Annotated in this window: 19 protein-coding genes, 5 pseudogenes and 1 riboswitch; of the genes and pseudogenes, 21 read left to right on the top strand and 3 right to left on the bottom strand. The window is 31.3% G+C overall.

Annotated features, from left to right (window positions below; translation table 11 throughout):
- Position 1: 1 nt before the first annotated feature.
- Genes BBF96_RS14930 through BBF96_RS14940 form a run of 3 tightly spaced genes read left to right on the top strand, consistent with a single transcriptional unit; the run spans position 2 to position 3,151 of the window.
- Positions 2-1,033 (top strand): hypothetical protein, encoded by a 1,032-nt coding sequence (locus tag BBF96_RS14930; RefSeq protein WP_127017890.1) that lies wholly within the window; start codon positions 2-4, stop codon positions 1,031-1,033.
- A 14-nt stretch (positions 1,034-1,047) separates the two neighbouring features.
- Positions 1,048-1,758, top strand: a complete 711-nt coding sequence (locus BBF96_RS14935; RefSeq protein WP_127017891.1) for a response regulator transcription factor — start codon at positions 1,048-1,050, stop codon at positions 1,756-1,758.
- On the top strand, positions 1,748-3,151 hold the full coding sequence (locus tag BBF96_RS14940) for a sensor histidine kinase (protein ID WP_127017892.1): 1,404 nt from the start codon (positions 1,748-1,750) through the stop codon (positions 3,149-3,151). The genes BBF96_RS14935 and BBF96_RS14940 overlap by 11 nt, the downstream gene beginning before the upstream one ends.
- Positions 3,152-3,414: 263 nt before the next feature.
- Here BBF96_RS14940 and BBF96_RS16990 read toward each other — a convergent pair.
- Both BBF96_RS16990 and BBF96_RS17575 read right to left on the bottom strand, forming a co-directional pair.
- Positions 3,415-3,738: pseudogene (locus tag BBF96_RS16990) on the bottom strand (ATP-binding protein).
- On the bottom strand, positions 3,689-4,087 hold the full coding sequence (locus BBF96_RS17575) for an ATP-binding protein (protein WP_127018299.1): 399 nt from the start codon (positions 4,085-4,087) through the stop codon (positions 3,689-3,691). The pseudogene BBF96_RS16990 and the gene BBF96_RS17575 overlap by 50 nt, the downstream one beginning before the upstream one ends.
- Positions 4,088-4,772: 685 nt before the next feature.
- Here BBF96_RS17575 and serS point away from each other — a divergent pair.
- From serS to BBF96_RS14985, 7 genes are all read left to right on the top strand, one after another.
- The gene (gene serS / locus BBF96_RS14955; protein WP_127017894.1) at positions 4,773-6,023 is read left to right on the top strand and encodes a serine--tRNA ligase; all 1,251 of its coding nucleotides are present in this window, start codon (positions 4,773-4,775) and stop codon (positions 6,021-6,023) included.
- Positions 6,024-6,744: 721 nt separating this feature from the next.
- Positions 6,745-7,527 (top strand): EFR1 family ferrodoxin, encoded by a 783-nt coding sequence (locus tag BBF96_RS14960; protein WP_127017895.1) that lies wholly within the window; start codon positions 6,745-6,747, stop codon positions 7,525-7,527.
- 298 nt (positions 7,528-7,825) lie between these two features.
- A complete protein-coding gene (locus tag BBF96_RS14965) occupies positions 7,826-8,176 on the top strand; it encodes a GNAT family N-acetyltransferase (protein ID WP_257791999.1) in 351 nt (116 codons plus the stop codon).
- A gap of 274 nt (positions 8,177-8,450) precedes the next feature.
- Positions 8,451-9,395: an L-lactate dehydrogenase gene (locus BBF96_RS14970; RefSeq protein WP_127017897.1), complete on the top strand. Its 945-nt coding sequence runs from the start codon at positions 8,451-8,453 to the stop codon at positions 9,393-9,395.
- Between the two features lie 312 nt (positions 9,396-9,707).
- Positions 9,708-10,169 (top strand): GNAT family N-acetyltransferase, encoded by a 462-nt coding sequence (locus tag BBF96_RS14975; RefSeq protein ID WP_127017898.1) that lies wholly within the window; start codon positions 9,708-9,710, stop codon positions 10,167-10,169.
- Positions 10,170-10,330: 161 nt separating this feature from the next.
- Positions 10,331-11,560, top strand: coding sequence for an MFS transporter (locus tag BBF96_RS14980; RefSeq protein ID WP_127017899.1), 1,230 nt, complete (start codon positions 10,331-10,333; stop codon positions 11,558-11,560).
- Between the two features lie 77 nt (positions 11,561-11,637).
- The gene (locus BBF96_RS14985; RefSeq protein ID WP_127017900.1) at positions 11,638-11,886 is read left to right on the top strand and encodes a hypothetical protein; all 249 of its coding nucleotides are present in this window, start codon (positions 11,638-11,640) and stop codon (positions 11,884-11,886) included.
- Between the two features lie 372 nt (positions 11,887-12,258).
- Here BBF96_RS14985 and BBF96_RS17580 read toward each other — a convergent pair.
- Positions 12,259-12,681: pseudogene (locus BBF96_RS17580) on the bottom strand (IS256 family transposase); the annotation flags it as partial.
- A gap of 138 nt (positions 12,682-12,819) precedes the next feature.
- Here BBF96_RS17580 and BBF96_RS17585 point away from each other — a divergent pair.
- The 11 genes and pseudogenes from BBF96_RS17585 to BBF96_RS17610 all read left to right on the top strand — a co-directional run bounded on the left by BBF96_RS17585 (position 12,820) and on the right by BBF96_RS17610 (position 21,747).
- Entirely contained in the window at positions 12,820-13,017 is a 198-nt protein-coding gene (locus BBF96_RS17585; RefSeq protein WP_127017902.1) for a hypothetical protein, read from the top strand.
- A pseudogene (locus tag BBF96_RS17590) lies at positions 13,014-13,175 on the top strand (IS21 family transposase); the annotation flags it as partial. The gene BBF96_RS17585 and the pseudogene BBF96_RS17590, both read left to right, overlap by 4 nt.
- A gap of 5 nt (positions 13,176-13,180) precedes the next feature.
- A pseudogene (locus tag BBF96_RS17595) lies at positions 13,181-13,309 on the top strand (ATP-binding protein); the annotation flags it as partial.
- A 1,472-nt stretch (positions 13,310-14,781) separates the two neighbouring features.
- On the top strand, positions 14,782-15,912 hold the full coding sequence (locus BBF96_RS15010; protein WP_127017903.1) for a radical SAM/SPASM domain-containing protein: 1,131 nt from the start codon (positions 14,782-14,784) through the stop codon (positions 15,910-15,912).
- Between the two features lie 910 nt (positions 15,913-16,822).
- Positions 16,823-17,125, top strand: coding sequence for a PqqD family protein (locus BBF96_RS15015; RefSeq protein ID WP_127017904.1), 303 nt, complete (start codon positions 16,823-16,825; stop codon positions 17,123-17,125).
- Complete coding sequence (locus BBF96_RS15020; RefSeq protein WP_127017905.1) at positions 17,118-18,284, top strand: radical SAM/SPASM domain-containing protein; 1,167 nt, start codon at positions 17,118-17,120, stop codon at positions 18,282-18,284. Before BBF96_RS15015 ends, BBF96_RS15020 begins: the two co-directional genes overlap by 8 nt.
- Positions 18,268-19,749: a B12-binding domain-containing radical SAM protein gene (locus tag BBF96_RS15025; RefSeq protein ID WP_164731133.1), complete on the top strand. Its 1,482-nt coding sequence runs from the start codon at positions 18,268-18,270 to the stop codon at positions 19,747-19,749. The genes BBF96_RS15020 and BBF96_RS15025 overlap by 17 nt, the downstream gene beginning before the upstream one ends.
- 17 nt (positions 19,750-19,766) lie before the next feature.
- Complete coding sequence (locus BBF96_RS15030) at positions 19,767-20,942, top strand: MFS transporter (protein WP_164731134.1); 1,176 nt, start codon at positions 19,767-19,769, stop codon at positions 20,940-20,942.
- Positions 20,943-21,257: 315 nt separating this feature from the next.
- Entirely contained in the window at positions 21,258-21,455 is a 198-nt protein-coding gene (locus BBF96_RS17600; RefSeq protein WP_127017908.1) for a hypothetical protein, read from the top strand.
- Positions 21,452-21,613, top strand: a pseudogene (locus BBF96_RS17605) (IS21 family transposase); the annotation flags it as partial. The gene BBF96_RS17600 and the pseudogene BBF96_RS17605, both read left to right, overlap by 4 nt.
- A gap of 50 nt (positions 21,614-21,663) precedes the next feature.
- The gene (locus tag BBF96_RS17610) at positions 21,664-21,747 is read left to right on the top strand and encodes a hypothetical protein (protein WP_418655028.1); all 84 of its coding nucleotides are present in this window, start codon (positions 21,664-21,666) and stop codon (positions 21,745-21,747) included.
- Between the two features lie 326 nt (positions 21,748-22,073).
- Positions 22,074-22,260, top strand: a riboswitch (cobalamin riboswitch).
- The last annotated feature ends 77 nt before the right edge of the window (positions 22,261-22,337 follow it).

Genomic DNA, 22,337 nt, shown 5'->3' on the forward strand with positions numbered 1-22,337 from the left:
GATGAGGAAACGAAGTTTTATCCTTATTTATTGTTTGATTGGTATTTTACTTTTCTTAACATATTTATTTATTTCTGATCCAACTCAATTTAATGAAACTGATCTTTTTTACCACAAAGATGCAATTAAACTGTCGAAAGAGTTGGCCCGTGAGACATGGAGAGATTTTGATCTAACGCAGATTCCTGTTGCTTACCGAAAGGGAGATCGGGAATATCTGGTAATAAACGATCAGGTTAAAGCAAGGAAACCGGTTTTACCTGTTCTGGCAGCTACTGCTTTTTTAGTAGATGGTCAAATTCAGGCTTTTGTTCCTGGAAAAACTGAGATGGATAGAATTGGAGTATTGGTGGAAGGAGTTACCAATGGTTCTGTTGAAGAAATTTTTATCCAGAGATTTTCTTTTGCTGAAGAAGATAAAGTTCCCGATTCTTTATATTTAGCTGTCATTCTCCATGAAGCTTTTCATGTTTATCAATTGGAGCAATGGGGTTTTAAACTTCTTGAGAATACGAGGGAGCTAACTAATATAAGTGAAAAGGAAGAGAAAAGAATTGAAGAACAATTGATAAACCTTACAAAAGATCAACATATCAGTGAATGGTATCAAAAAGAGGCTGATCTTCTTTTTAGAATTTTAAATGCTGAAACAAAAGAAAAAGTTCTTTTTTTATTAAATGAATTTTTTGATATTCGTGATACCAGACGCAGCAGGATAAAGGAATTGTTAGGAATTAAGGGATATATGATAGCTGTTGCATATGAACGATTTTATGAATTAATGGAAGGAACTGCTACATACTTTATGGTAACTGCCTTACAGAAAAAAGGTGAGGAGGAACTTATGCAACAATTTCTTAAGCGGTTAGAACATCTGGAGAAAGATAAGAATCGGTTTTATACGTTAGGGATGGGTATTTGTCTTGTTCTGGACAAATGGGGCCAGAAAGGCTGGCATCAACATCTGTTTAAGTCCGAAGTAGAGCCGATCAGTCTTGAGGAACTTTTGCATAAAATGTTAAAAGCCAATTGAAAGGATGTGTAGGTATGCCAGAAAAAATTTTAATTGCTGATGACGAAAGGGAGATTGTGGAACTTTTAAGTTTATACCTTTCCAATGAAGGGTATCAGGTTTTTAAAGCTTATGATGGGCTGGAAGCTTTAGAACAATTTAATAGTAATCAATTGGATCTGGTCATATTGGATATTATGATGCCGGGGATGGATGGATTTCAATTGGTTAAAAAAATTCGTGAAAAGAGCAATATTCCCTTAATCTTTTTATCTGCCCGAAGTGAAGATGTGGATAAAATTCTGGGCCTGGGGTTGGGGGCTGATGATTATATTACAAAACCTTTTAGTCCATTGGAAGTGCTGGCCCGGGTTAAGGCCCAGCTAAGGCGGTTTTATAAGTTAAATGAATCGAAAAGGTCAGTGCCAGAAGTTTTAAAAATTGGTCAGATTGAATTGGATACAGGGGCCTGTACAGTTAAGGTAGCGGGAGAGACTGTTGAAGTCACTTCTCTGGAATTCCGATTATTAAAATTTTTCATGGAACATGCGGGCCAGGTTTTTACCAAAAAGCAGATATTTGAACAGGTATGGCGAGAACCTTACATGGGAGATGACAATACCATAATGGTTCATTTAAGCCGCCTTAGAGAAAAGATAGAACCCAACCCCAGTCATCCCATATATTTAACAACTATACGTGGGATTGGCTATCGTTTTGAAAGAAGGGTTAAAGATGAAAGGTAAGCGAATATATCGGGGATTTGTTTTTAAATATATTATCTTTTTAATTATTACTGTTTTAATTTGTGTTCTGACTTTTATCTATATGGGCTGGGATATAAAAAGGGCTTATGAACAGGGCCAGATTCCCAAAATCATAGCAAAACAGATCATTCAATCCGATCCCTACCAGATGGATTTAAAAGATGTCCTGGCAATGGATGGCTGGGTACAGGTTCTGGATTATAAATACCGGGTAGTTTACGAAAAAGGAAAGAATTCTCCTCATAAGTTCAAATATACACCGGAAGAGATTTTATCATATTTGGAATTTCCCTATGCAGATAAATATTTTTACACCATTGCTTTTTATCCAGAATCAGATCCTGAACATCATCTATTATTGACAGCTATACCGGCTACTAAGATTAATATAAACGTTCAGCCAGAAAATGTACCTTATATGGTGATTAAACCTTTTGTCGATACTCTGATAAAAAGCGGTTTATTATTTTTTCTTATGTTAATCATTAATATTCTTCTCTATAGTCATTTTACTGCCAATAATTTGAGTAAGCCACTGGGGGTGCTTCTTAACGGAATCGAAAGGATGGCTCATGGAGAGAGAAAAGTACATATTCATTTAAAAACAGGTAATGAATTAGAGGAGATTGGCGCTGCCTTTAACCGGATGGCTTTGGAATTAGAAAAATCACGGCTTGAAAAAGAAAAGATGGAAGAGATTCGACGTCAACTTCTAATGAATATCTCTCATGATTTGAAAACTCCTCTTACCTCTATCCGGGGGTATATAGAAGCTTTAGCAGACGGTATGGTTCAGGATGAAAAGACTCAGAAGAAATATCTTAGGTTGGTGAAAGAGAAAACCATCAAAGTTAATAATCTAATTAATGATTTATTTCAGCTTACCCGGTTAGAGGAGGATGATTATAAGCTGCAGTTTAAAGATTACGATCTTGCAGAATTTCTTCGCAGTTGGTTTGCCCACTATATTCCTGAATTGGAGAGTCAGGGATTTGAGTATCGGGTATCTATTCCTGATAAAGAGATTATCTGCCATTTTGATCCACAGCAGTTAGAGAGGGCTTTGACCAATATTTTAATGAATGGAATTCAATATAATCCGCCTGGTACCACTATTTCTGTCTCATTGATTGAAAAGGACAAAGAAGTTCAGATTATAATAGAGGATAATGGAATTGGGATTGAACCGGAAATTAGAGAAAAAATCTTTCTGCCCTTTGTCAGGGGAGATAAATCCCGAAGTTTAAGTACTGGCGGAACCGGTCTGGGTCTTGCCATTGCCCGGCAAATTATTTTAAAGCACAGTGGTGAGATTCGGCTTATAAGTGAGCCAAAAAAAGGGACGATATTTGAAATAACATTACCATTGTAAGGAAGTTATATTTTATAGAAAAAAAGAAGGGATAGTAATGGAAAATGACGAATAAAAATTTAGCAATTTTTTGAACTAGGGAAAGTTTTAGAAGGATGATGTCAATAAAATGAAAAAAGTTGATAAAATTTTTTTGGGTATAGTTTTAGGTATTATTTGTCCGGTTTTATTTTTTCTTATCGTGTGTTTGTCAAGATATTTTTGCATAAAATGACCATTTAAAAGTACATAGCATCCAGTTGGTATTTTGAAACATTTTAACTTTAATCACTTTTCTTTTTACCACTGCATTTCACCATAGCTTGCTGAAAAGCAAGTATATGAGCATGATGAACTACTCTGTCAATAAGAGTAGCAGTTAAACGGTCATCCCCAAAAACTTCATTTCATCTACCAAACTCAAGATTAGATGTGACAACAATACTTTGTTACTCATAATTATTTGATATTACTGAAAAAAATAGTTCAGCTATTTTTTTACTAAAGGGTATATAGCCTAGTTCATCAAGGATCAAAAGGTCAGCTTTAGCTATTTTTTTAATGAGTTTGCCAGCTTGACCTGAAGAATATTTTTTCAAGTAATTCATTAGTCAGGTCAACTGCTCTGTAGAATAATACATTTTTACCTCGAGCAAAAGCTCTAAGACCAAGTGCAGTGGTTAAATGAGTTTTATTTGTTCCAACAGTACCAAGCATTAAGACATTTTCTTTCAATAAATTTAAGAGAAAGAAGTTCCGTTTTATACTATTTGGAAAAGAGATAGGCTTAAAATTATAATTTTCCAGTGTTTTTGTACCAGGAAAACCAGCACGTTTTACTAATCTCTTTATTTTCCGAGTGTGTCTTTGTTTTAGAGCTAATTCTAATATATCTACCAGATATTGTTCGGGGTTTTCAAATTCTATCTCTGTTACTAATTCCTCTAGATTCCATATTTTAAGTTATTTACACAACTCCTGTAATCTGCCCATGATGGGAATTCACCTCCCTACAAAGCTTAGAGAGGGTTGCCAATCTATTAGATTATCTGGTGTCCAGGGTTCCTTTAAAGGCCGATTGCCAGTTTGTTTAGAGCTCTGGTACTCAAGTAGTGCTTTAATATCTTCGCCACTGGTTTTATTAAGTTCCAGGGCTAATTCCACTACTTCAGCTATTTGAGACCTACGCCCCTCCTTATGGAGAGTACAATAAGTTTGTTGTAGAAACCGTTGATGATCTGGGTTATAAATTAATACTATGGTCAGCTGATACTATAGATTGGCAGAAACCTCCTGCCGATGTTATCATTAACCGGGTCTTAAGAAAGGCTTCTAAAGGCGGAATAGTACTGATGCACCCTGTTAAACAGACTGTTCAGGCTCTACCTGTACTGATTGACAGACTGAGAGAAAAAGGTTTTACCCTGGTAACCGTTTCGGAACTGTTAGATCTCGACTAGAAGGGTGGTGTCTGAGAAGGTAATGAAAAAGGGGTTATTATTTCTATTGATTCCGATAATGTTTATTGTTTTTTGATGTCCTCATGTTTTTGCTTTAGGAACTCTTGAATCTCTTTTTTTGAGCAGGAAATTATATAGTCTTGGTAAAAGGGTATTATAAAAAAGAAAGGGGTTTTTTAAAGATGTTGGATATTAAATATGTTATTGAGAATCTGGAAATAGTAAAAGAAAACTGTAAAAAGAGAAATGTCAATCTGGATCTTGACTATATTGTTGATTTGTCAAATCGAAGAAGGGACTTATTATATAATGTTGAGTTACTTAGAAAAGAAAAGAATGAAGTATCTCGCATGATTGGTGGTGAGAAAATTGAAAAAGATTTAATTGAAAGGGCTAAAAGATTAAAACAAGAAGAACAAGAACTTTCAAAACAACTGGAAGAGGTAGAAAAAAAATTACTGGAAGAAATGTCCTGGCTTCCTAATATCCTAGATCCTAGAGTTCCTGTAGGCGGTGAAGAAAAAAATATAGTTATTAAAGAAGTTGGTCAAGTACCACAATTTGATTTTAGAGTTAAAAGTCATGAAGAACTAGGAAGTAGTTTGGGAATAATTGATATTCCTAGAGGAGTTAAACTATCCAAGACTAGGTTTTACTGCCTAAAAAATGAGGGGGTAATGCTGAGGTGGGCTTTAACTAAAATGTTTGTGGATAATGTAAAAAAACAAGGATTTGAACTGGTTTCACCACCGTATCTTGCCAAGAAAAAAACGTTATATATTTCAGGTTATTTACCTTTTGCCGAAAAAGATAATTTTAAAATTGAAGATGAAGATCTATCTTTGATTGGAACAAGTGAACAGTCTTTGTTAGGAATGCATATGGATGAGATTTTAACTAAATTACCACTATTATATTTAGGTGAATCGATGTGTTTCCGAACAGAAATAGGAAGTTATGGAAAAGATAATACAGGTATTTTCCGTGTGCATCAGTTTTACAAATTAGAACAACTTGTATATTGTCATCCTGATGAGTCAGAATTCTGGCATCAACAATGTCTAGAAAATGAAGAGTATATGCTGAAAGAATTAAATATACCATATAGAGTTGTATTAACTGCTTCCCAAGATTTAGCTCCAGCTGGAAGTATTAAATATGATATTGAGGCATGGTTTCCAAGTCAAAATAAGTATAGAGAAGTAACATCAAATACTAATATCAGAGATTATCAGACCAGACGGGGTAATATCAGATTTAAAATAGACGGTACCAAAGGTTTTCCTCATACAATATCTGCTACAGGTTTTTGTGACCGATTAATCATCGCCTTAATGGAAAATTATCAACAGGCTGATGGTTCTATCAAAATTCCTGAAAAATTAGTTCCATATATGGATGGTTTGACTGCTATATTACCAAAAGAAGTGTAGAAAAACTAAAATATAGCCTATGATTTATATCCTATATCCATTTGGGTTTGGTATGTAATGGGAAAATTAAAGCTATAAAGGTGATCTAATATGTTACAAAAAGAATTTGAAGAGCTTGTTTCTGATTATTTTGAAAAAAATAATTGGAGAAAAAAGAAATGTCCTATCTGTAAAAGGATATATTTTACTAAAAAAGAAAGTGAAACTTGTGCTAGTTTTGAATGTACTAATACATATCTTTTTAAGTCTTTTTCCAAGTAACGTAAATGGGTTTTTGAAGATGAATTATGGGACAGAACTCTAAATTTTTTTTTCAAATCAAAATATAAGGGTTGCCAATCATAATAATATTGTCAATAAAAAAGTTAGTTATGTTTGATACATTGCCTTCAGAGAAACCATTTTGCCATTGGGGTTTTATTGATTCAAATAAATGATTTTACTTTAAAAAGCTAATTTTTTGCTTCAAAAGAAATTTTTCGAACCATCTAAAGTTTGATTTCAGTTTTTTGTATTTTTGTAAAAAAAGAAGGAATGTAATGGGAAGTGCCGAATAACAATTTAGGACTTTTTTCCTGGATGTCGAAGTGTTGAGATACCTGATTTTAAGTGGGGCATACAAAAGATTGACGGAATGAATGGCAGTTAACTCAATTTATACGAAATATTTCGTTCTAAATAATTTTATATGAAATCCGTTTATTTATTCAGGAGGTAGAATATGGGATTAAATACTATTGATTTCTATTATTTTTCTGGAACAGGAAACACACAATTGGTTGTAAAGAAGATGAGAGATATCTTTGTTGAGAAAGGAATAAATGTTAATCTATATAGACTTGAGAAGGCAGTTCCTCAAGATATAAATTTAAACCATACACTCGGATTGGGTTTTCCTGTAGCTGCCCAGTCTACATATCCTTTTGTTTGGGATTTTGTGAATAGATTGCCCGATACTGATGGCACCGAAATATTCATGGTCGATACTCTTGCCGTGTATTCCGGGGCCATAGTTGGTCCATTGAAAAGGGTTTTGAATAAAAAAGGATATAAAACCATTGGGGCAAAAGAGATAATAATGCCTTCTAATTTTTATCCTAAAAATATTGATGAAAATAAAAATAAAATAAAAATAGACAAGGGGTTGGAAAAAGCAAAAAAATACGCTCTTGATATAATTAATGGCAGAGCAAAATGGAGAAGAGTTCCCGTACTATCTGATATGTTCTACTTTTTGGTTTCAAGAAAAATGGTCTGGAGGATGGTAGCAGATTGGGGTAAACGTTTCAAGATTGATAGGGAAAGGTGCACTAAATGTGGGCTTTGTGTGAGGTTATGCCCCGTTAATAATGTCCGAATGAATGAATATCCATGGTTCTCTGATAAATGTCAGCAGTGTTTACGATGTATTTCTTTTTGTCCTACAGGGGCGATATATATACCTGAAAAGAAATACAAAACATATCGTGCAATAAGTATAGGAGAGTTGTTGAAGGATGAATAAAAACGGGCTTTGTTGAGCCAGAAAATAGATGGGATTATCGGAAAGGAGCAAAAGCAGCGGGATTAACAAGGGTGAAAGGATATAGGAAGGGGGGGAGAAATCCCCCTCTATTTGGTGGTGAGATTTGATTGGTGCTGTAGTTTGATAAAAGTTCTTGATAGCTAAACTTATTAAGGGGTAAGAAAAAAGTGATGGAGATTCTAAAGGGGAGTAAAAAACATATTGATGCGTACTTTTCAATTCAAAGGAACTACGACAATATTTTGATGAAAAGGGTATTATAGCAATAAGACAGGATTTGCAAAAACATTTGCTATATGTTGCAATGGATGTGGATGAAGTAGTAGGTTTTGTTGCAATAAAACATAAAAATAATCATGTTTCTGAAATCTTATGGATGACTGTAAAAAAGGAGCGTCAGAAACAGGGGATTGGTTCTGCATTGATTGATCATATTGTAAATGATTTAAGAGCTCAGGGAATTAGATTATTAGAAGTAAAGACACTTTCTGATGATGTTAATTATCCCCTTTATGAGATTACACGACATTTTTATGAGGTTATGGGTTTTATGTATCTAGAGACAATCGATCCATATCCCGGATGGGATCAAGGTAATTCATGTGCAATCTATGTAAAGATATTGTAAGGGCAACTTTTTTAATAAAGGTTATCTGGACAGATAAAGATAATTGTTTTTAAAGAGAATAATTTGATAGGACTTTAGAAAGAAAAGGTGGGTCTGGATATAGATGTTAATGAATATGAACAATTTCATGAGATAGTTCTTACTAAACTTGTTCGGGGAAATTTCCGGAAGTTGAAAGGGTTTAGATAAGCTTTAACCATTATAATGTTTTATTTGAATGATTATACTAAAGTGATATATTAATAATAAACCAAATTAGGAAGGAATGGTGTATATGCCTATTAACAGATCTAAAGTGGTGATTATAGGAGCAGGTTTTGTTGGGTCTACCCTGGCATACACCCTTATCCACAGTGGTGTAGCCTCAGAACTGGTTTTAATCGATATTAATAAAGAGAAAGCTCAAGGTGAAGTAGCTGATCTAAACCACGGATTATCCTTTGTAGCACCGGTGAAGGTAAAAGTAGGGGATTATGAAGAGTGTAAAGATGCTAAAATTGTGGTTATTACCGCCGGGCCAAGTATAGAACCTGGTGAGACCAGACTTGATCTGGCAAAGAAAAATGCAAAGCTCACAAAAGAAATTGTACAAAATATTATTAAATACACTAAAGATGCCATCCTTCTTATAGTAACCAATCCGGTAGATATTCTTACATATGTTGCTGCAAAGGTTTCCGGACTACCGCCACATCAAGTGATTGGTTCAGGAACTGTTCTAGACAGTGCAAGATTTCGTTACCTATTAAGTGAGCATTGTGAAGTAGATGTGAGAAATGTTCATGGTTATATTTTAGGTGAGCATGGTGATAGTGAAGTACCAATCTGGAGTCTTACTAATATTGCAGGAATGACAATTGATAATTATTGCAAAGTCTGTAGAAAATGTAGTAAAGAGCATAGAGATGAGATTTTTGAGAAGGTGAAAAATGCAGCATATTATATAATCGAACGGAAAGGAGCTACCTACTATGGAGTGGCTCTGGCAGTTCGCAGAATTATAGAAGCGATATTGAGAAATGAAAATTCAGTTTTGACGGTATCCAGTGTGTTAGAAGGTCAGCACGGTTTGGATGATGTGGCATTAAGTCTGCCCAGTATAGTAGGTGAAAATGGAATCAGACAGGTGATTGAACTTCCCTTGACAGAAGATGAACTTGAGAAATTAAAAGCTTCAGCTGATAAGCTGAAAGAGGTAATAAAAGATTTGACAATTTAAATGTAATGATTATACTGCAAAAAGCTAATTTTGAGCGACATAATCAAGGGCCAGGAGGGTCCTTTGATTAGGAAGTCTTATTTCGATTGAAATCGAACTTTAGATGGTTCGAAAAATTTTTCAAAGAGAGAAAAATTAGCATTTTGCAGTATAACCAGAAATTAAATTTATAAAGTTTTCAGGAAACATCTTGGGTAAAATAATTTAGTCTCCTTTCCTGGGAGGTATTGTTAATTTTCTAAGAAGATTGAAATCCCAGGAAGGAGGCTGACTAAATTTTCATATTAACATAACTTTAAGGAGGGGACAAATGTGATCAGGTTTGCTAAAAAAGAAGATTATGAACAGCTAATTCAACTTTTTAAACAGGTTGATGATTTGCATGCAACCAATATGCCAGATTTTTTTGTAAAACTTGATAGACGAGGTAGTCAGTTCATTGATAATTTTATAAATAATAATGAAGCGGCAATGTTTGTAAAAGTAATAGGTGATGAAGTTGTAGGATTAATTAACGGTTTTATTAAAAGAACACCTGAAATTCCTGTTTTTAAAAAGAGAAAGTATTTGATGGTAGATACGTTGATAGTAAAAAAAGAATGGCAGAAGAAGGGAATTGGTAAAGAACTATTAAAGGCTTTAGAAGAATGGGGTAAAGAAAAAAATGTTCATGGTATTGAGATAAATGTATGGGAATTTAATCAGACAGCAATTCAATTTTACTTAGAAAAAGAATATAAAGTAATAAGTAGAAGAATGTATAAAAAAATTTAATAGTGAGATGAAAAATTTAAGTGTCAAGACTGAGTATTTTCAAATTCGTTTGAGTTAATCATAAGCAAAACAAGTCAAAAGTCTGTTTAAAAAAGACTTTTGACCTGGTTAATAAAATTGTTATAAAAGCAAATTATATGTGTGTGTGGGGGAGATGAGATTTGAAGTACTATATTACATTCTTTAGAGAGAATACAAACTTCTTCAAACTATGGGTAAGTAATTTTGTTAGTAGATTAGGAAAGTATCTTACATTGATTTCAAGAATAACTCTTTTCTATACACTAACGGGTTCAGCAAGCCAAACGGCTACTTTTGTTATCATATCATATCTTCCAAGTTTTATCTTTGCACCAATTGGAGGATTCCTTGCAGATATTGGTAAAGGGAAAAAACTACTTGTTCTCTCCGAAGTAGTAAATGGTGTCATAGTTTTGGGTTATCTATTCATAAGATCAGTATATATACTCTATCTAATAGTTTTTTTACAGATGGTAATTGCTTTAATCTTTCAGCCTATAAGATTCTCATTGGTTCCAAAAATCTTGAAAGATGAGAAAGAAATACCAACTGCTAATGCTTTAGAGCAAGTTTCTGACAATACACTTGAGATACTTGGCCCTGCACTTGCCGGTGTGGTGATATATTTCTTTGGAATAAAGATGGCATTCCTTCTTGACAGTCTTACATACTTCATAAGTGCATTAATATTGATGCTGCTATCCATAGAATGGAAGGAAAGTAAGAAGAAAATCTCGGAAGAATTCACCTCATTCTTTTCTAAGTTTAGGGATGCTAAGAACTTTCTAAAGAAAGAAGAAATTGTGAAGTTAGTTTTTATAGCAGAGTTTGTTTCATTAATTGGCGCAGGAGTTATAAATGAATTACTGGTAGTGTTTGTTGATAAAACATATCAGATGCCATCTGAAAGTTATAGCTTCTTAGTTTCAGCAGGAAATTTAGGAGCTCTCATAGCTTCAATCTTATTGGCAAGATGGGCAAAGAGATTAGATAGAGTTTTGATGTATCTATTTGGGTTAATATTTAATGGCATATTACTAATAGCATTCTCCCTGATCCCAAATTACTATCTTGGTATCATTCTATTCTTTATTTTGGGTATTGGAAATGCATTCCTACAGATAGGTTTGATGTCTATATTCATGGAACACCTGAATGAGGAAGTGAGAGGAAAGATATTCTCCATTTACATAATTGCTTCTACTGTTGGTAGTATTCTGTCTCTTGCATGGTCAAAGCTATTCTTCAATATCCAGATAGGTATCCAACCAATTTTCTTAATAGGTGCATTAATAACATTTATTACAGGAATTATAATGCTCTATCTCTTTAAGAGGAATGGATATCTAATTGGTCTCAAAGGGAAGTAATTTATGATAAAAATTACATCGAAAATCCAAAAAAGGTCTTAAAGGATTATGTAAACTTTCTAAAAGAAGAGTATAAGATGCAAATCGATGAAGTGTACAAAGTAGTTGAGACAAAGATTGATTTTTCCAGAGAGTACATAGGTGAAATAGTATCTTTTACAAAAAACAGATTAGCAATGCTTGAAAACTACGCTAACGAAAACAAATTAGAACTTTGGAGCAACTTGGTTGAAGAAGAAGTAAAAATTCCATCACAAGGTCAAGTACCTCAAGGTAAAGTTCTATCCCATAAGGAAACCAACAAAACAGAACAAATATATACATAAAGGGCTTCGGAAAAGATGAAAAAAATGTTGGTAACGTACCAGTGTAATGACTCCCAAAAATTTGGACAAAATTCTAAGATATTTTTAGGGAGTGCTTAAAATTTTGTGTAAATCCTCTTCTTGGTAGGTAAGATTTTTTTACAATCGTTTTCAATTAACACAACTTTCTTATCGTACTTTTTTCAAAGAACTTTAGGTTTTTCATTTTTTGAAAAATTCATCGATATTTTTTCATTCGAAGCTTTTTGCAGGTTTTGCTGCGTTTCCATTTTCGTTTTTTTGCTTTTGTTATTTCTTACAGTTTAAGACTATTTATACGTATTTTTCAATCCTTTCTCCGAAATATATGGATAGCTCGTTTAGTACTTTGTTCTATTCCTTATACCGTGCTGTCCATTTTTTTGTCACATTTTTTGTTGCTAAATACAAGATTTTTAACAATGCTTCATCATTCGGGAACGATGTCTTGTTTTTCGTTACTTTTCGATATTGTTTGTTCAATGATTCTATTATATTTGTCGTATACATTATCCTTCTCACATTTGGACTATAGTCAAAAAATGGTGATAATGTTTCTCAGTTCTTTTCCCAACTCTTTAGGTTTATTTCGTATTTTTTTCACTTTTTCATTACTTCTTGTAAATTTTGATACGCTATTTCTTTATTAGACGCTTTGTATATCTTTTTTAAATCATTTGCTAGTTCTTTTCTGTCTTTGTAACTTACATACTTCATCGTGTTCTTTATCTGATGGATTATACACCTTTGAACAACTGTTTCCGGAAATGTGTTTTTGGTATAATAAAAATGGAGCAAATGGCAACATAAAAATCTAGCAGTTGAACTGGAAAAAATAAAAAAACCATTGCCAGCATCCTCAAAAAATATTATCTTTAGTTATCCACCAAATAGCTAAAGGAGGTAATAGAAAGGATGCTGACAATGGAACAAATATATTTTATCAAAAATCTTGTTGAAAAGAAAGGGTATTCGTTAAGAAAAACTGCTAAAATTACCGGACATGATTTTAAAACTGTCAAAAAGTATGTTGAAAAAGATGACTGGAATCTAAAACCCAATGCCCGTAAAAAACGGGGATCAAAATTGGATAAATTTAAACCCATTATATGACTGTCTCATTTCCAAACAACAATACAGGATTCATTCAACTGTTTAAAGGAGAAAATCAAGAATGTCTCTTAACAGGGCTTAAAACAATTTTTGAATATATTGGAGTAGTTCCTTGTAAGATATGGTTTGACAATTTATCAGCTGCAGTTGCATCTATATAGAAAAGTGGATAAATATATTTTACGATGAAAGAATGACGAATGCAATAATTGATAGACTTATACATTATAGCCATCTTTTGATGTTTACAGGAAAAAGTTATAGGTTAAAACACTCTACCATTAAGTATTAATGTTGGAAATGAGTATGCTGGAAAAAATATGGCCAAATGCAGGATTTTTATCTTGTCAAACACACTTCAAACAGATATTAAAGGGAATAAAAAATGGACTTATAGTCTATCAGTTTTTAAATTATTGGGAGTTGAATCAGCATATGAAATCACATTTACAATTTGTTGTAAAATTTTTATTATCTTTATTCAAACTAAGAAAGTTAGAAATTTATATTTTTGTAGTATAAAGTATAGTTTTAATAGTTCAGCCGGTGATGCAAAGTATCATGTGGGTGTATGAGTAGTGTATATGATTAGTGACCGAGGTTTATCAGAAGATGTATACGGTGTTCATACATACGGTTTTGTGGGAGGATAATGTTAATGTTGATCACTTTGGCGTTATTCTATTCGATATTTGTTTATCTGTTTTTAATAGGCAAAAAAAATAAGTTAAATTATAATAAAATAATGATATTTACTGAAAGTTAATAAAAAAGTATTTTTCTATTTTTTTAAAAAATTTTTAAAAAAAAAGAAGGAATCTTGATGGGAAGTGTCTAATAGATTAGAAACGTAAGGATAATGAGTTAAGAGGTAATTAATATTTAAGGAAAAAATAAATATCTATTATAATTTATAGGCATCATACAATTTTATACTATAAAAAGGAATATTTTATTATTAAATACAAGAGTTTATAGGATGTATATGATAGAGAAAGGGTTAAATGACCAAGAATTCTATTAGGAAATATTTTACAAAAGCAAAATAGTTAAAAATTTAAAGATGATTATACTGTAAAAACTAATTTTCCACTATTTGAGAAATTTTTAAAGCTATCTAAAGATTGATTTTAGCTGAAATATGGCTTCCTGATTCAGAGGCGCGTTTTCATCCTTGATTAGCTCATCACCTCCTATGTTGAGACCTTATTTCGGCTGAAATTTTGCTAAGATGATTTAGCGAAAAATTTCTATATTGCTCAAAATTAGCTTTTTGTAGTATAGTTAAAGATGGATTTCATTTCTATTTTAAATTTTGCATTGAGGTTTGTGATAACTATTTGGATTATCTTTAAAGAATGTGAGAAAATCTTTAGGAACACTATATTATGGATGTTTATCGATGACAACATTTAAAGATTTAATTTTGTATAGGTTTAATTGGTTGTTTTTTTGGTGTAGTAAGATATGCTAAGCTCAAATATTATCTATTGATTTGGTAGGAAGGATTCTTTTTTTAGGTAAATCTTGGCCCTATAAAGAAAAATCAAACTTTTACTCTCTGAAAAATGGGAGTAATTTGACAATACGAGATAGAAAGGAGGGGAGTTTATATGAAAAAATGGATAGTTCCAAAAGCTGATTTTGTTTCAGGTAGATGGCTAAAGTGGGATAAAGATTCTGTGGTAGAAGAGTAAATTTTGCCTTAAGGTCTGGGTTTTTTATCCAGACCTTAAATCATAGCAAAAAGGAAGTGAGTTGAATATGTTATATTATAGAGCTCCATTAGCTATTGATTTTGACTTGACTTTAAAATGCAATTTAAATTGTTTGCATTGTAACGTAACTGGTGGGAAAAGTTTAGATAATGAAATGACTACAGAACAAGTTATGGATGTTTTAGATCAACTTTACAATGCAGGTGTATATAATATTGCTTTAACTGGAGGCGAATTACTTTGCCGTAAAGATTGGCGAGATTTAGTTTTACATGCTGCAACTGATAAAGAGTGGAAAATAGTTATTAATACTAATGGGATTTTATGGAATCCAGAGGATATTGATTTTATAGAATTATTAAAAGAAAAAGTTAATATTTCAATTAGTCTGGATGGTTATGATCCAAAATCCTATGGTATTTTGAGAAAAAAAAGAGATGGACAACCTGCTTATAATGAATTTAATCGTATTATAAAAAATGTAGAACATATGTTATCAAAAAGTATTAACGTACATATTAATTATACTCTAACTAAATTAACATTATCTAATTTTTTTAAAACATTAGATTTTTTGATTAAGGATTTAGGTGTAAATGGTGTTTTGGGTATTAAATTTTTTCCTTATGGAAGAGGTAAAATAAATTATGATAACTTAGAACTTTCGTATGGTGAATGGAAAAACTTTTTAAAAGAAGCTACAATACTAAAAAAAGATAAAAAATATAAAAAATTCATTATATCTGTGACTTGCCCTTGGGAGATGTATTTACCTTTATTAGAATTAGGGTATTCATTAAATGAAATTGAATATATATGGAATTATATATCTCCTTTAAGAAATAAAAATTATAGCAAATATCGTGATTTGGGTTGTAATGCTGGTATAACTAGTTGTGCTATTTCTCCTGATGGGATGCTTACTCCGTGCGGGTCCGTATCTGCAAGAATTCCAGAATTATTTTGTGGTAACATTCTAGAAAGTAGTTTAGAACAAGTTTGGAGAGAGTCAAAGGTTTTAAAAAAATTAAGAAATTTAAAGTTAAAGGATATAAATAATGGGGAATGTGTGAAATGTGATTTAAAAAAAATATGCGGTGGTGGATGTAGAGCTAGAGCTTTTGTAATTAATGGAAGTCTAGATGCAAAAGACCCGGCTTGTCCAAAAAAATTGTGATGAAAGTCAATCAGTAGTTAAAAAAGCGAATAAATAATATCCCAAAATAATATATTTTTCTATATTAAAATATAAATTATTTATTAAATTCAATAATTTGTTAACAATAAGGTTTAGTTTAAAATTTCTAGGTAGGTTTTGATTACTCACTTAAAAAATTATTTTTCAGGTCAAGTGATGATCTACATGTTGATTGTGTAAATTAAAAGGGTTTTTTATGAACCTAAAATTTTTATCTAGATGAGCTATATGTTTTTCAATTAAATCTAGTTACTGTAAGGTTAGTTTATTAAAAAACTGTATCTATTCAGCTAAAATGTCAAGTACGAAGAATAAATGTTTTGCAGTTACCAGAATTGATTTTTGCTGGGTGAAGTAAGTATATTTTTAAGTTCTTTAATAGGTATTTTGACAGTGCTTTTGCTGAGTAAAACTTTTTCAATAAGTTTCTGGTTGTAGCAGTGAATATGTTATAAATACGAAAATTACAATAAGTTTAGGATTCAGATTGGATAATCTTTAAGATATTTTGATGAACTAAGAGTATAGAACAGGGGAAACTACTAAAGAGATGTAACTTTAATACTATATGTTTAGTGATTTAAAATTTATTGTTCAAGTTCAGCGCTTTTGTGAGAATTAGAATTCAAAGAAAGAAATTATGAGTTGCAAATATAGGTCAGGGGAGGTGATACACTCTTAATAAGAATTTGCCAGTAAGCGATGTAACTAGGAGGAAGAATATTTCCCTTAATTCCTACTGAGAATTATATAGGATAACCCTAATTTGTAAAGTTTTAGTTTTGAAATTATTAGGATAAAAAATTGAATATTTTTTTGAAATAAGATTTTATAAAGTTTTATGTTATAAGATTTATTTAATTTAATTATATGTGGGGAGGGATTTATAATGGGTATTCTTGTTTTAAAAACTAATGGAGATATTTTGAGGATTAGAAAAGAGTCGTTTGGATGTGTTATATTTAATCGTGATAGATATGTCGAAGGAAATGAAACTGCCTATAAAATTTTTGAGACCTTGGAAAAAGTCAATTATAATGTAGATCAACTTATTCAGACTTTATTAAGAGAATATCAAGTGGAAGAGAATGTTTTAATCAAAGATTTAATAAATTTTTTTGATAAATTTCAACAAGTTGGGTGGTTTACTGACATTTATGATGAGTTAGAAAGAAGGGAAGTAAATGTTTAAAATTAAGAACCCAAATCAATGTTTATTGTCAATAACTGAAAAATGTAATTTTTCATGCATCCATTGTTTTACTGATTCTTCTAAAAAACTTGAAAATGTAATGTCATTGGATTTATTTAAAAATTGTATTCAGCAATTAAATGATTTAGGAGTTATATGGATAAATTTAACAGGTGGTGAACCACTTTTACATCCAAAAATAAAAAAAATTTTGGAAATAGCTTTTTCGTTTGGCGAACAGCATATTTTTACATTGTTATCAAATGGTTCGAATTGGAATGATGATTTAATTACTTTAATAGAAAAAGATTACAAAAAGCATCAGTTAAAAATACAATTTAGTATAGATGGATTCGATTATCAAACTTTTTCTAGTATAAGAAAGGGGAGTACAATAAATGATTTTGAAAATTTAATAGATGTAATTTTGAAATTAAAACAACGTAATCATCATATTACTGTATTTCATACTGTAACAAAAAAAACTTTGGGTAACGCATTAGAAACAGCACGTTTTGTTCTTGAGAAATTAAATGTTAACCAGGTAGTTCTTGACCCGTTATTTATTTCAGGAAGAGCGAAAAAGAACTTTAATGAGTTAGTTTATAGTTATGATGAATGGAAAGAATTGTTAAGACATGTTACAATTATTAAAAGAGATAATTTATGGGGTTCATTATCAAAACGATTGCAAATGACATTTTTTACTTTTTATGAATTAGTTATTCCCTTAAAAGAACTTGGAATGGAGCAAGAATTAAAAGAAATTTGGCATTTTGATGAGGAAGTTTTTTTTAGATATCGCCCAATCTGGTGTGAAGCGGGAGTAACTGACTTATGTATAAACTCACGTGGTGATGTTTTTCCATGTGTACCTGCTATAAGTACTAATTTTGTTGCTGGTAATATTCAAGAGCAAAGTCTGAGTGAAATTTGGTTTAAATCTGATCTTTTTAATTGGTTTAGAGAAATTCAATTTGAAGTCATTAAAAAGGAACCCTGTATTGATTGCGAATTTAAAAGAATATGTGGAGGTGGATGTCGAATATCTGCTCAAGCTTTATTAAATGATAGGACAGCTCCGGATCCTAGGTGTCCGAAAGTTAGAGATTATTTAAAATATTATGGAGAGGGTGATACTAATGAAGGAAGAAGTTGATGTATTAGTAATTTATCCACCTCGTACAGCGACTATTAGACATTCTATAAGTTATAGTTATCCAGGTTGTCCTCCTGTAGATACGATGGCTCTACGGGTTGTAAAAATTTTAAAGGAAGCCGGTTTCAAGACAAAATACCTTCCATTATTTAATTTGTTTTATCGTTATTCTCCCAGTGATCATTTTAAAGAGATTATTAAATATCTCAAACGATTTAATCCTAAAATAGTTTTATTTCAAACAGACCACTTAATTTCTAATCGTAATACAGCATGTATTCCACATGCAATTAAAATTGGAACTTATCTTAAAGAATCAAATTTCAACTGTAAAATAGCATTTGCAGGAAAACATGCTACAATTTATCCAAAAGAATTAATTAAAAACAATTGTGTTGATTTAGTATTCAGAGGAGAATGTGAAGAAATAATTGCAGAGGTTTTTAAAAAAATATTAGATAAGAAGGATTTAAAAAACTACCCATCTATTTTATTTAAAAATAATGGAGAGTTATATCAAACTTCCGGATATTTATATGTTAAAGATATTAATAAGCTACCTGTTCCTGATTTCCAAGAAATAACTCCTTATTTAGAGGAGATTAGTGTTAATAACAATATTACGTCAGAGTCAATTCCTATAACACTAAGGACTAGTTATGGTTGCCCCTTTAGATGTATTTTTTGTGGTGGATTAAAACAGTGGAATCATTTTAGGACTAGAAAATCTGATAAAATTAATGAAGACATAAATGCTGCTTTTAATGCTTTTGGAAAAAGAACGCAAATAGATTTTTTAGATGATGAACTTTTTACTTATGATAAAGAGCATTTAAGAGATATTATTCAATTATTTGAAAAAAAGAATCTTAGAATAAATATGGTTTATGCTCATGTTCGTTATTTTAATGAAGAAATAGCAAAGATTCTTTCACGTGTAACTAAGACAGTAGCATTTGGGGGTGAAAATTCATGTAATAGACTTTTAAAGATGTTAAATAAAAATCAAAAGTATGAGGATCTACAAAAAGCAATAATAATTGCTAAAAAATTTAATTTAAAAATTCGTCTTGAATGGTTAGTAGGATTACCTGAAGAAACGGAAAATGATGTTTTAGAAAACCTTAATAATATTTTTCGATTAATTATAGAAGAAAAAATTACAAATATTCAATCATATGTATTGACACCACATCCTGGTACTGCTATAGAAAGATTTCCTCAAAGATATGGTATAGAAATTCTTCATCGTAATTGGCATAACTATCTTGAATCTGGAGGATATCCGGTTTATTCAACAAAACATTTAACTTCTAATCAAATATATACTTATTGGTTGCTTACTCAAATGGTTATTCGTGAAGGACAGTTAATTAGTAGAAATCTTAGATCACGAAATCAATCTTTAATTGTTCAACCACCTTTAAAGGAAACTTTTAAGGCTATCTTTTCAAAAATAAATTAGAATAGGAGATGGTTTTTTTGAAAACAGGTCAATTCTTCCTTTTTATTAGAACCCTTTTTAACTGTGGTGCGGCTTGTACAACGTCTGTTGCTACCGTTTTTTTATTATCTAAAGGTATAAGTTATGTTGAATTGGGAACAATTTGGAGTGTATATCTTTTTGTAGCCAGTATAACTGATTTTCCAACTGGTGGTTTGGCTGATATTATAGGAAGAAAAAAAACATTTGCGTTAGGTTCATTATTTAACGGAGTTTCCCAGATAGTATATGGTTTGGCTCCTAACTATTCTTTGCTAATTTTAGCAGCTATTTTATCTGGACTTGGATCTGCACAAGTAAGTGGATCGCTTCAAGCATGGTTAGTTGATGAATTACAGAAAGAAAATAGAAGAAAACAGGTAGGCTTATATTTTGGGAAAGCCAGAGCATATGGTTCTATAGGAAAATTTATCATAGGTTTATTAATAGGTTTGCTAATGAAAAATAATTTAAAAATTTTATTTTTAATTTCTGGTTTTATTTATATTTGTACAGCAGTAGTATCAGTTTTGTTTTTTAATGATAATTATGGAGATACAAAGAAAGGAATATCAATTAGCAAAAAAGCAATTTTACATTTTATTAAATCTAGACCATTAATAATGTTCAGTTTAATAATGACAATTTATTATTTGATTTATACAGTTTTTATATTTATTTACCAACCTCGGGCGATTGAATTAGGTTTAAAGGTTAATTCTTTAGGATATCTTCAATCACTAAATGCAATTTTTATGGGATTAGGGAGTTATTATGTGGGGAAATTGAGTCTTAGAATTAAACCTAAGATATTGCTGATTTCATCTTATTGTATTTTCTTTATAAGTTTGGTTTTTATGTCAGCTGCTAATCTACAACTATTTTTAGGTGGAGTTGTGTTTTTTTTTCTCGCTACTGGAATGTATTTTCCCATATATAAAAGTTGGAGTAATGAATACATAAGCTCTAGTGTCAGGGCCAGCGTTATGTCACTATTATCTACAATTGCAAGTGGTTTTAATGTTTTATTCCAGGTATTAGTTGGTTGGGCTATAAAAATATTTGGATCTAAAACTGTTTTATTAGCAATTTCATTAACTTGTCTTATTTCTATAATGCTCATTTATGTTATAGCATTGGAAAATTCTAAAAATAAATCTTTTTTAAAAACTTGATATATCAATGCTTTTGGGGAATAAATGAAAAGGGCTATGGGGCTGTCTCAAAAGTAATTAATTACTTTTGGGCATAGCCCTTTTTTTTCATTGTTCATTTAAATTCATTGAAAATTTTTCTTTTAAGAAAACAAAAAAACCATAACCAATGTTCTATGCTGTTGCCAGTTGTTTTTGGTATAATAAAAATGGAGCAAATGGCAACATAAAAATCTAGCAGTTGAACTGGAAAAAATAAAAAAACCATTGCCAGCATCCTCAAAAAATATTATCCTTTAGTTATCCACCAAATAGCTAAAGGAGGTAATAGAAAGGATGCTAACAATGGAACAAATATATTCTATCAAAAATCTTGTTGAAAAGAAAGGGTATTCGTTAAGAAAAACTGCTAAAATTACCGGACATGATTTTAAAACTGTCAAAAAGTATGTTGAAAAAGATGACTGGAATCTAAAACCCAATATCCGTAAAAAACGGGGATCAAAATTGGATAAATTTAAACCCATTATATGACTGTCTCATTTCCAAACAACAATGCAGGATTCATTCAACTGTTTAAAGGAGAAAATCAAGAATGTCTCTTAACAGGGCTTAAAACAATTTTTGAATATATCGGAGTAGTTCCTTGTAAGATATGGTTTGACAATTTATCAGCCGCAGTTGCATCTATATAGAAAAGTGGATAAATATATTTTACGATGAAAGAATAACGAATGCAATAATTGATAGACTTATACATTATAGCCATCTTTTGATGTTTACAGGAAAAAGTTATAGGTTAAAACACTCTACCATTAAGTATTAATGTTGGAAATGAGTATGCTGGAAAAAATATGGCCAAATGCAGGATTTTTATCTTGCCAAACACAATTTTTATCTAAAACTCGTTCTACTTCAAATGCTAAAGTCAAACAAAATAGTGTATAAAACTATAAAAACATATTAGATTGCTGTATTTAATTTATTTATCAAAATATAAAAATTTTTAAAAAAATAACCAAAGATAGAATTATTTAAACCTATGTTTTATGGATTGAAAATTGAATTTATTGAGTAGAATATAGTTTTTTTTAATTTTGATTTATCTATTGCAATTTCCTTCAATTTATGATACTATAAACCTGATATAACCAAATATTTGCATAGATTGGTGTTCTGTTTAGAACTTAAATGGGAAAGTGGTGAAAATCCACTACAGCCCCCGCTACTGTGAGTGCGGATGAAACCGGCAAACAGCCCACTGGGCCAAGGTCCTGGGAAGGGGCCGGGAGTAAGGTGAAGCACAAGTCAGGAGACCAGCCAATCTATGAGAGGAGACCACCTTCGGAGGGAAGGAGTGGGCCCAATCAGGTATTGATATTCATATTATAAGTATGCCCTGAGAGCGCCAGTAGA

The organism is Anoxybacter fermentans (genome assembly GCF_003991135.1).
Classification (GTDB): domain Bacteria; phylum Bacillota; class Halanaerobiia; order DY22613; family DY22613; genus Anoxybacter; species Anoxybacter fermentans.

Coding starts and splice junctions, on each gene's coding strand:
- BBF96_RS14970 (WP_127017897.1), top strand. CDS start 8,451: ATGCCTATTAACAGATCTAAAGTGGTGATTATAGGAGCAGGTTTTGTT.
- BBF96_RS15020 (WP_127017905.1), top strand. CDS start 17,118: ATGTTTAAAATTAAGAACCCAAATCAATGTTTATTGTCAATAACTGAA.
- BBF96_RS14985 (WP_127017900.1), top strand. CDS start 11,638: ATGCAAATCGATGAAGTGTACAAAGTAGTTGAGACAAAGATTGATTTT.
- serS (WP_127017894.1), top strand. CDS start 4,773: ATGTTGGATATTAAATATGTTATTGAGAATCTGGAAATAGTAAAAGAA.
- BBF96_RS17600 (WP_127017908.1), top strand. CDS start 21,258: ATGCTAACAATGGAACAAATATATTCTATCAAAAATCTTGTTGAAAAG.
- BBF96_RS15025 (WP_164731133.1), top strand. CDS start 18,268: ATGAAGGAAGAAGTTGATGTATTAGTAATTTATCCACCTCGTACAGCG.
- BBF96_RS14930 (WP_127017890.1), top strand. CDS start 2: ATGAGGAAACGAAGTTTTATCCTTATTTATTGTTTGATTGGTATTTTA.
- BBF96_RS15010 (WP_127017903.1), top strand. CDS start 14,782: ATGTTATATTATAGAGCTCCATTAGCTATTGATTTTGACTTGACTTTA.
- BBF96_RS14960 (WP_127017895.1), top strand. CDS start 6,745: ATGGGATTAAATACTATTGATTTCTATTATTTTTCTGGAACAGGAAAC.
- BBF96_RS14935 (WP_127017891.1), top strand. CDS start 1,048: ATGCCAGAAAAAATTTTAATTGCTGATGACGAAAGGGAGATTGTGGAA.
- BBF96_RS14940 (WP_127017892.1), top strand. CDS start 1,748: ATGAAAGGTAAGCGAATATATCGGGGATTTGTTTTTAAATATATTATC.
- BBF96_RS17585 (WP_127017902.1), top strand. CDS start 12,820: ATGCTGACAATGGAACAAATATATTTTATCAAAAATCTTGTTGAAAAG.
- BBF96_RS15015 (WP_127017904.1), top strand. CDS start 16,823: ATGGGTATTCTTGTTTTAAAAACTAATGGAGATATTTTGAGGATTAGA.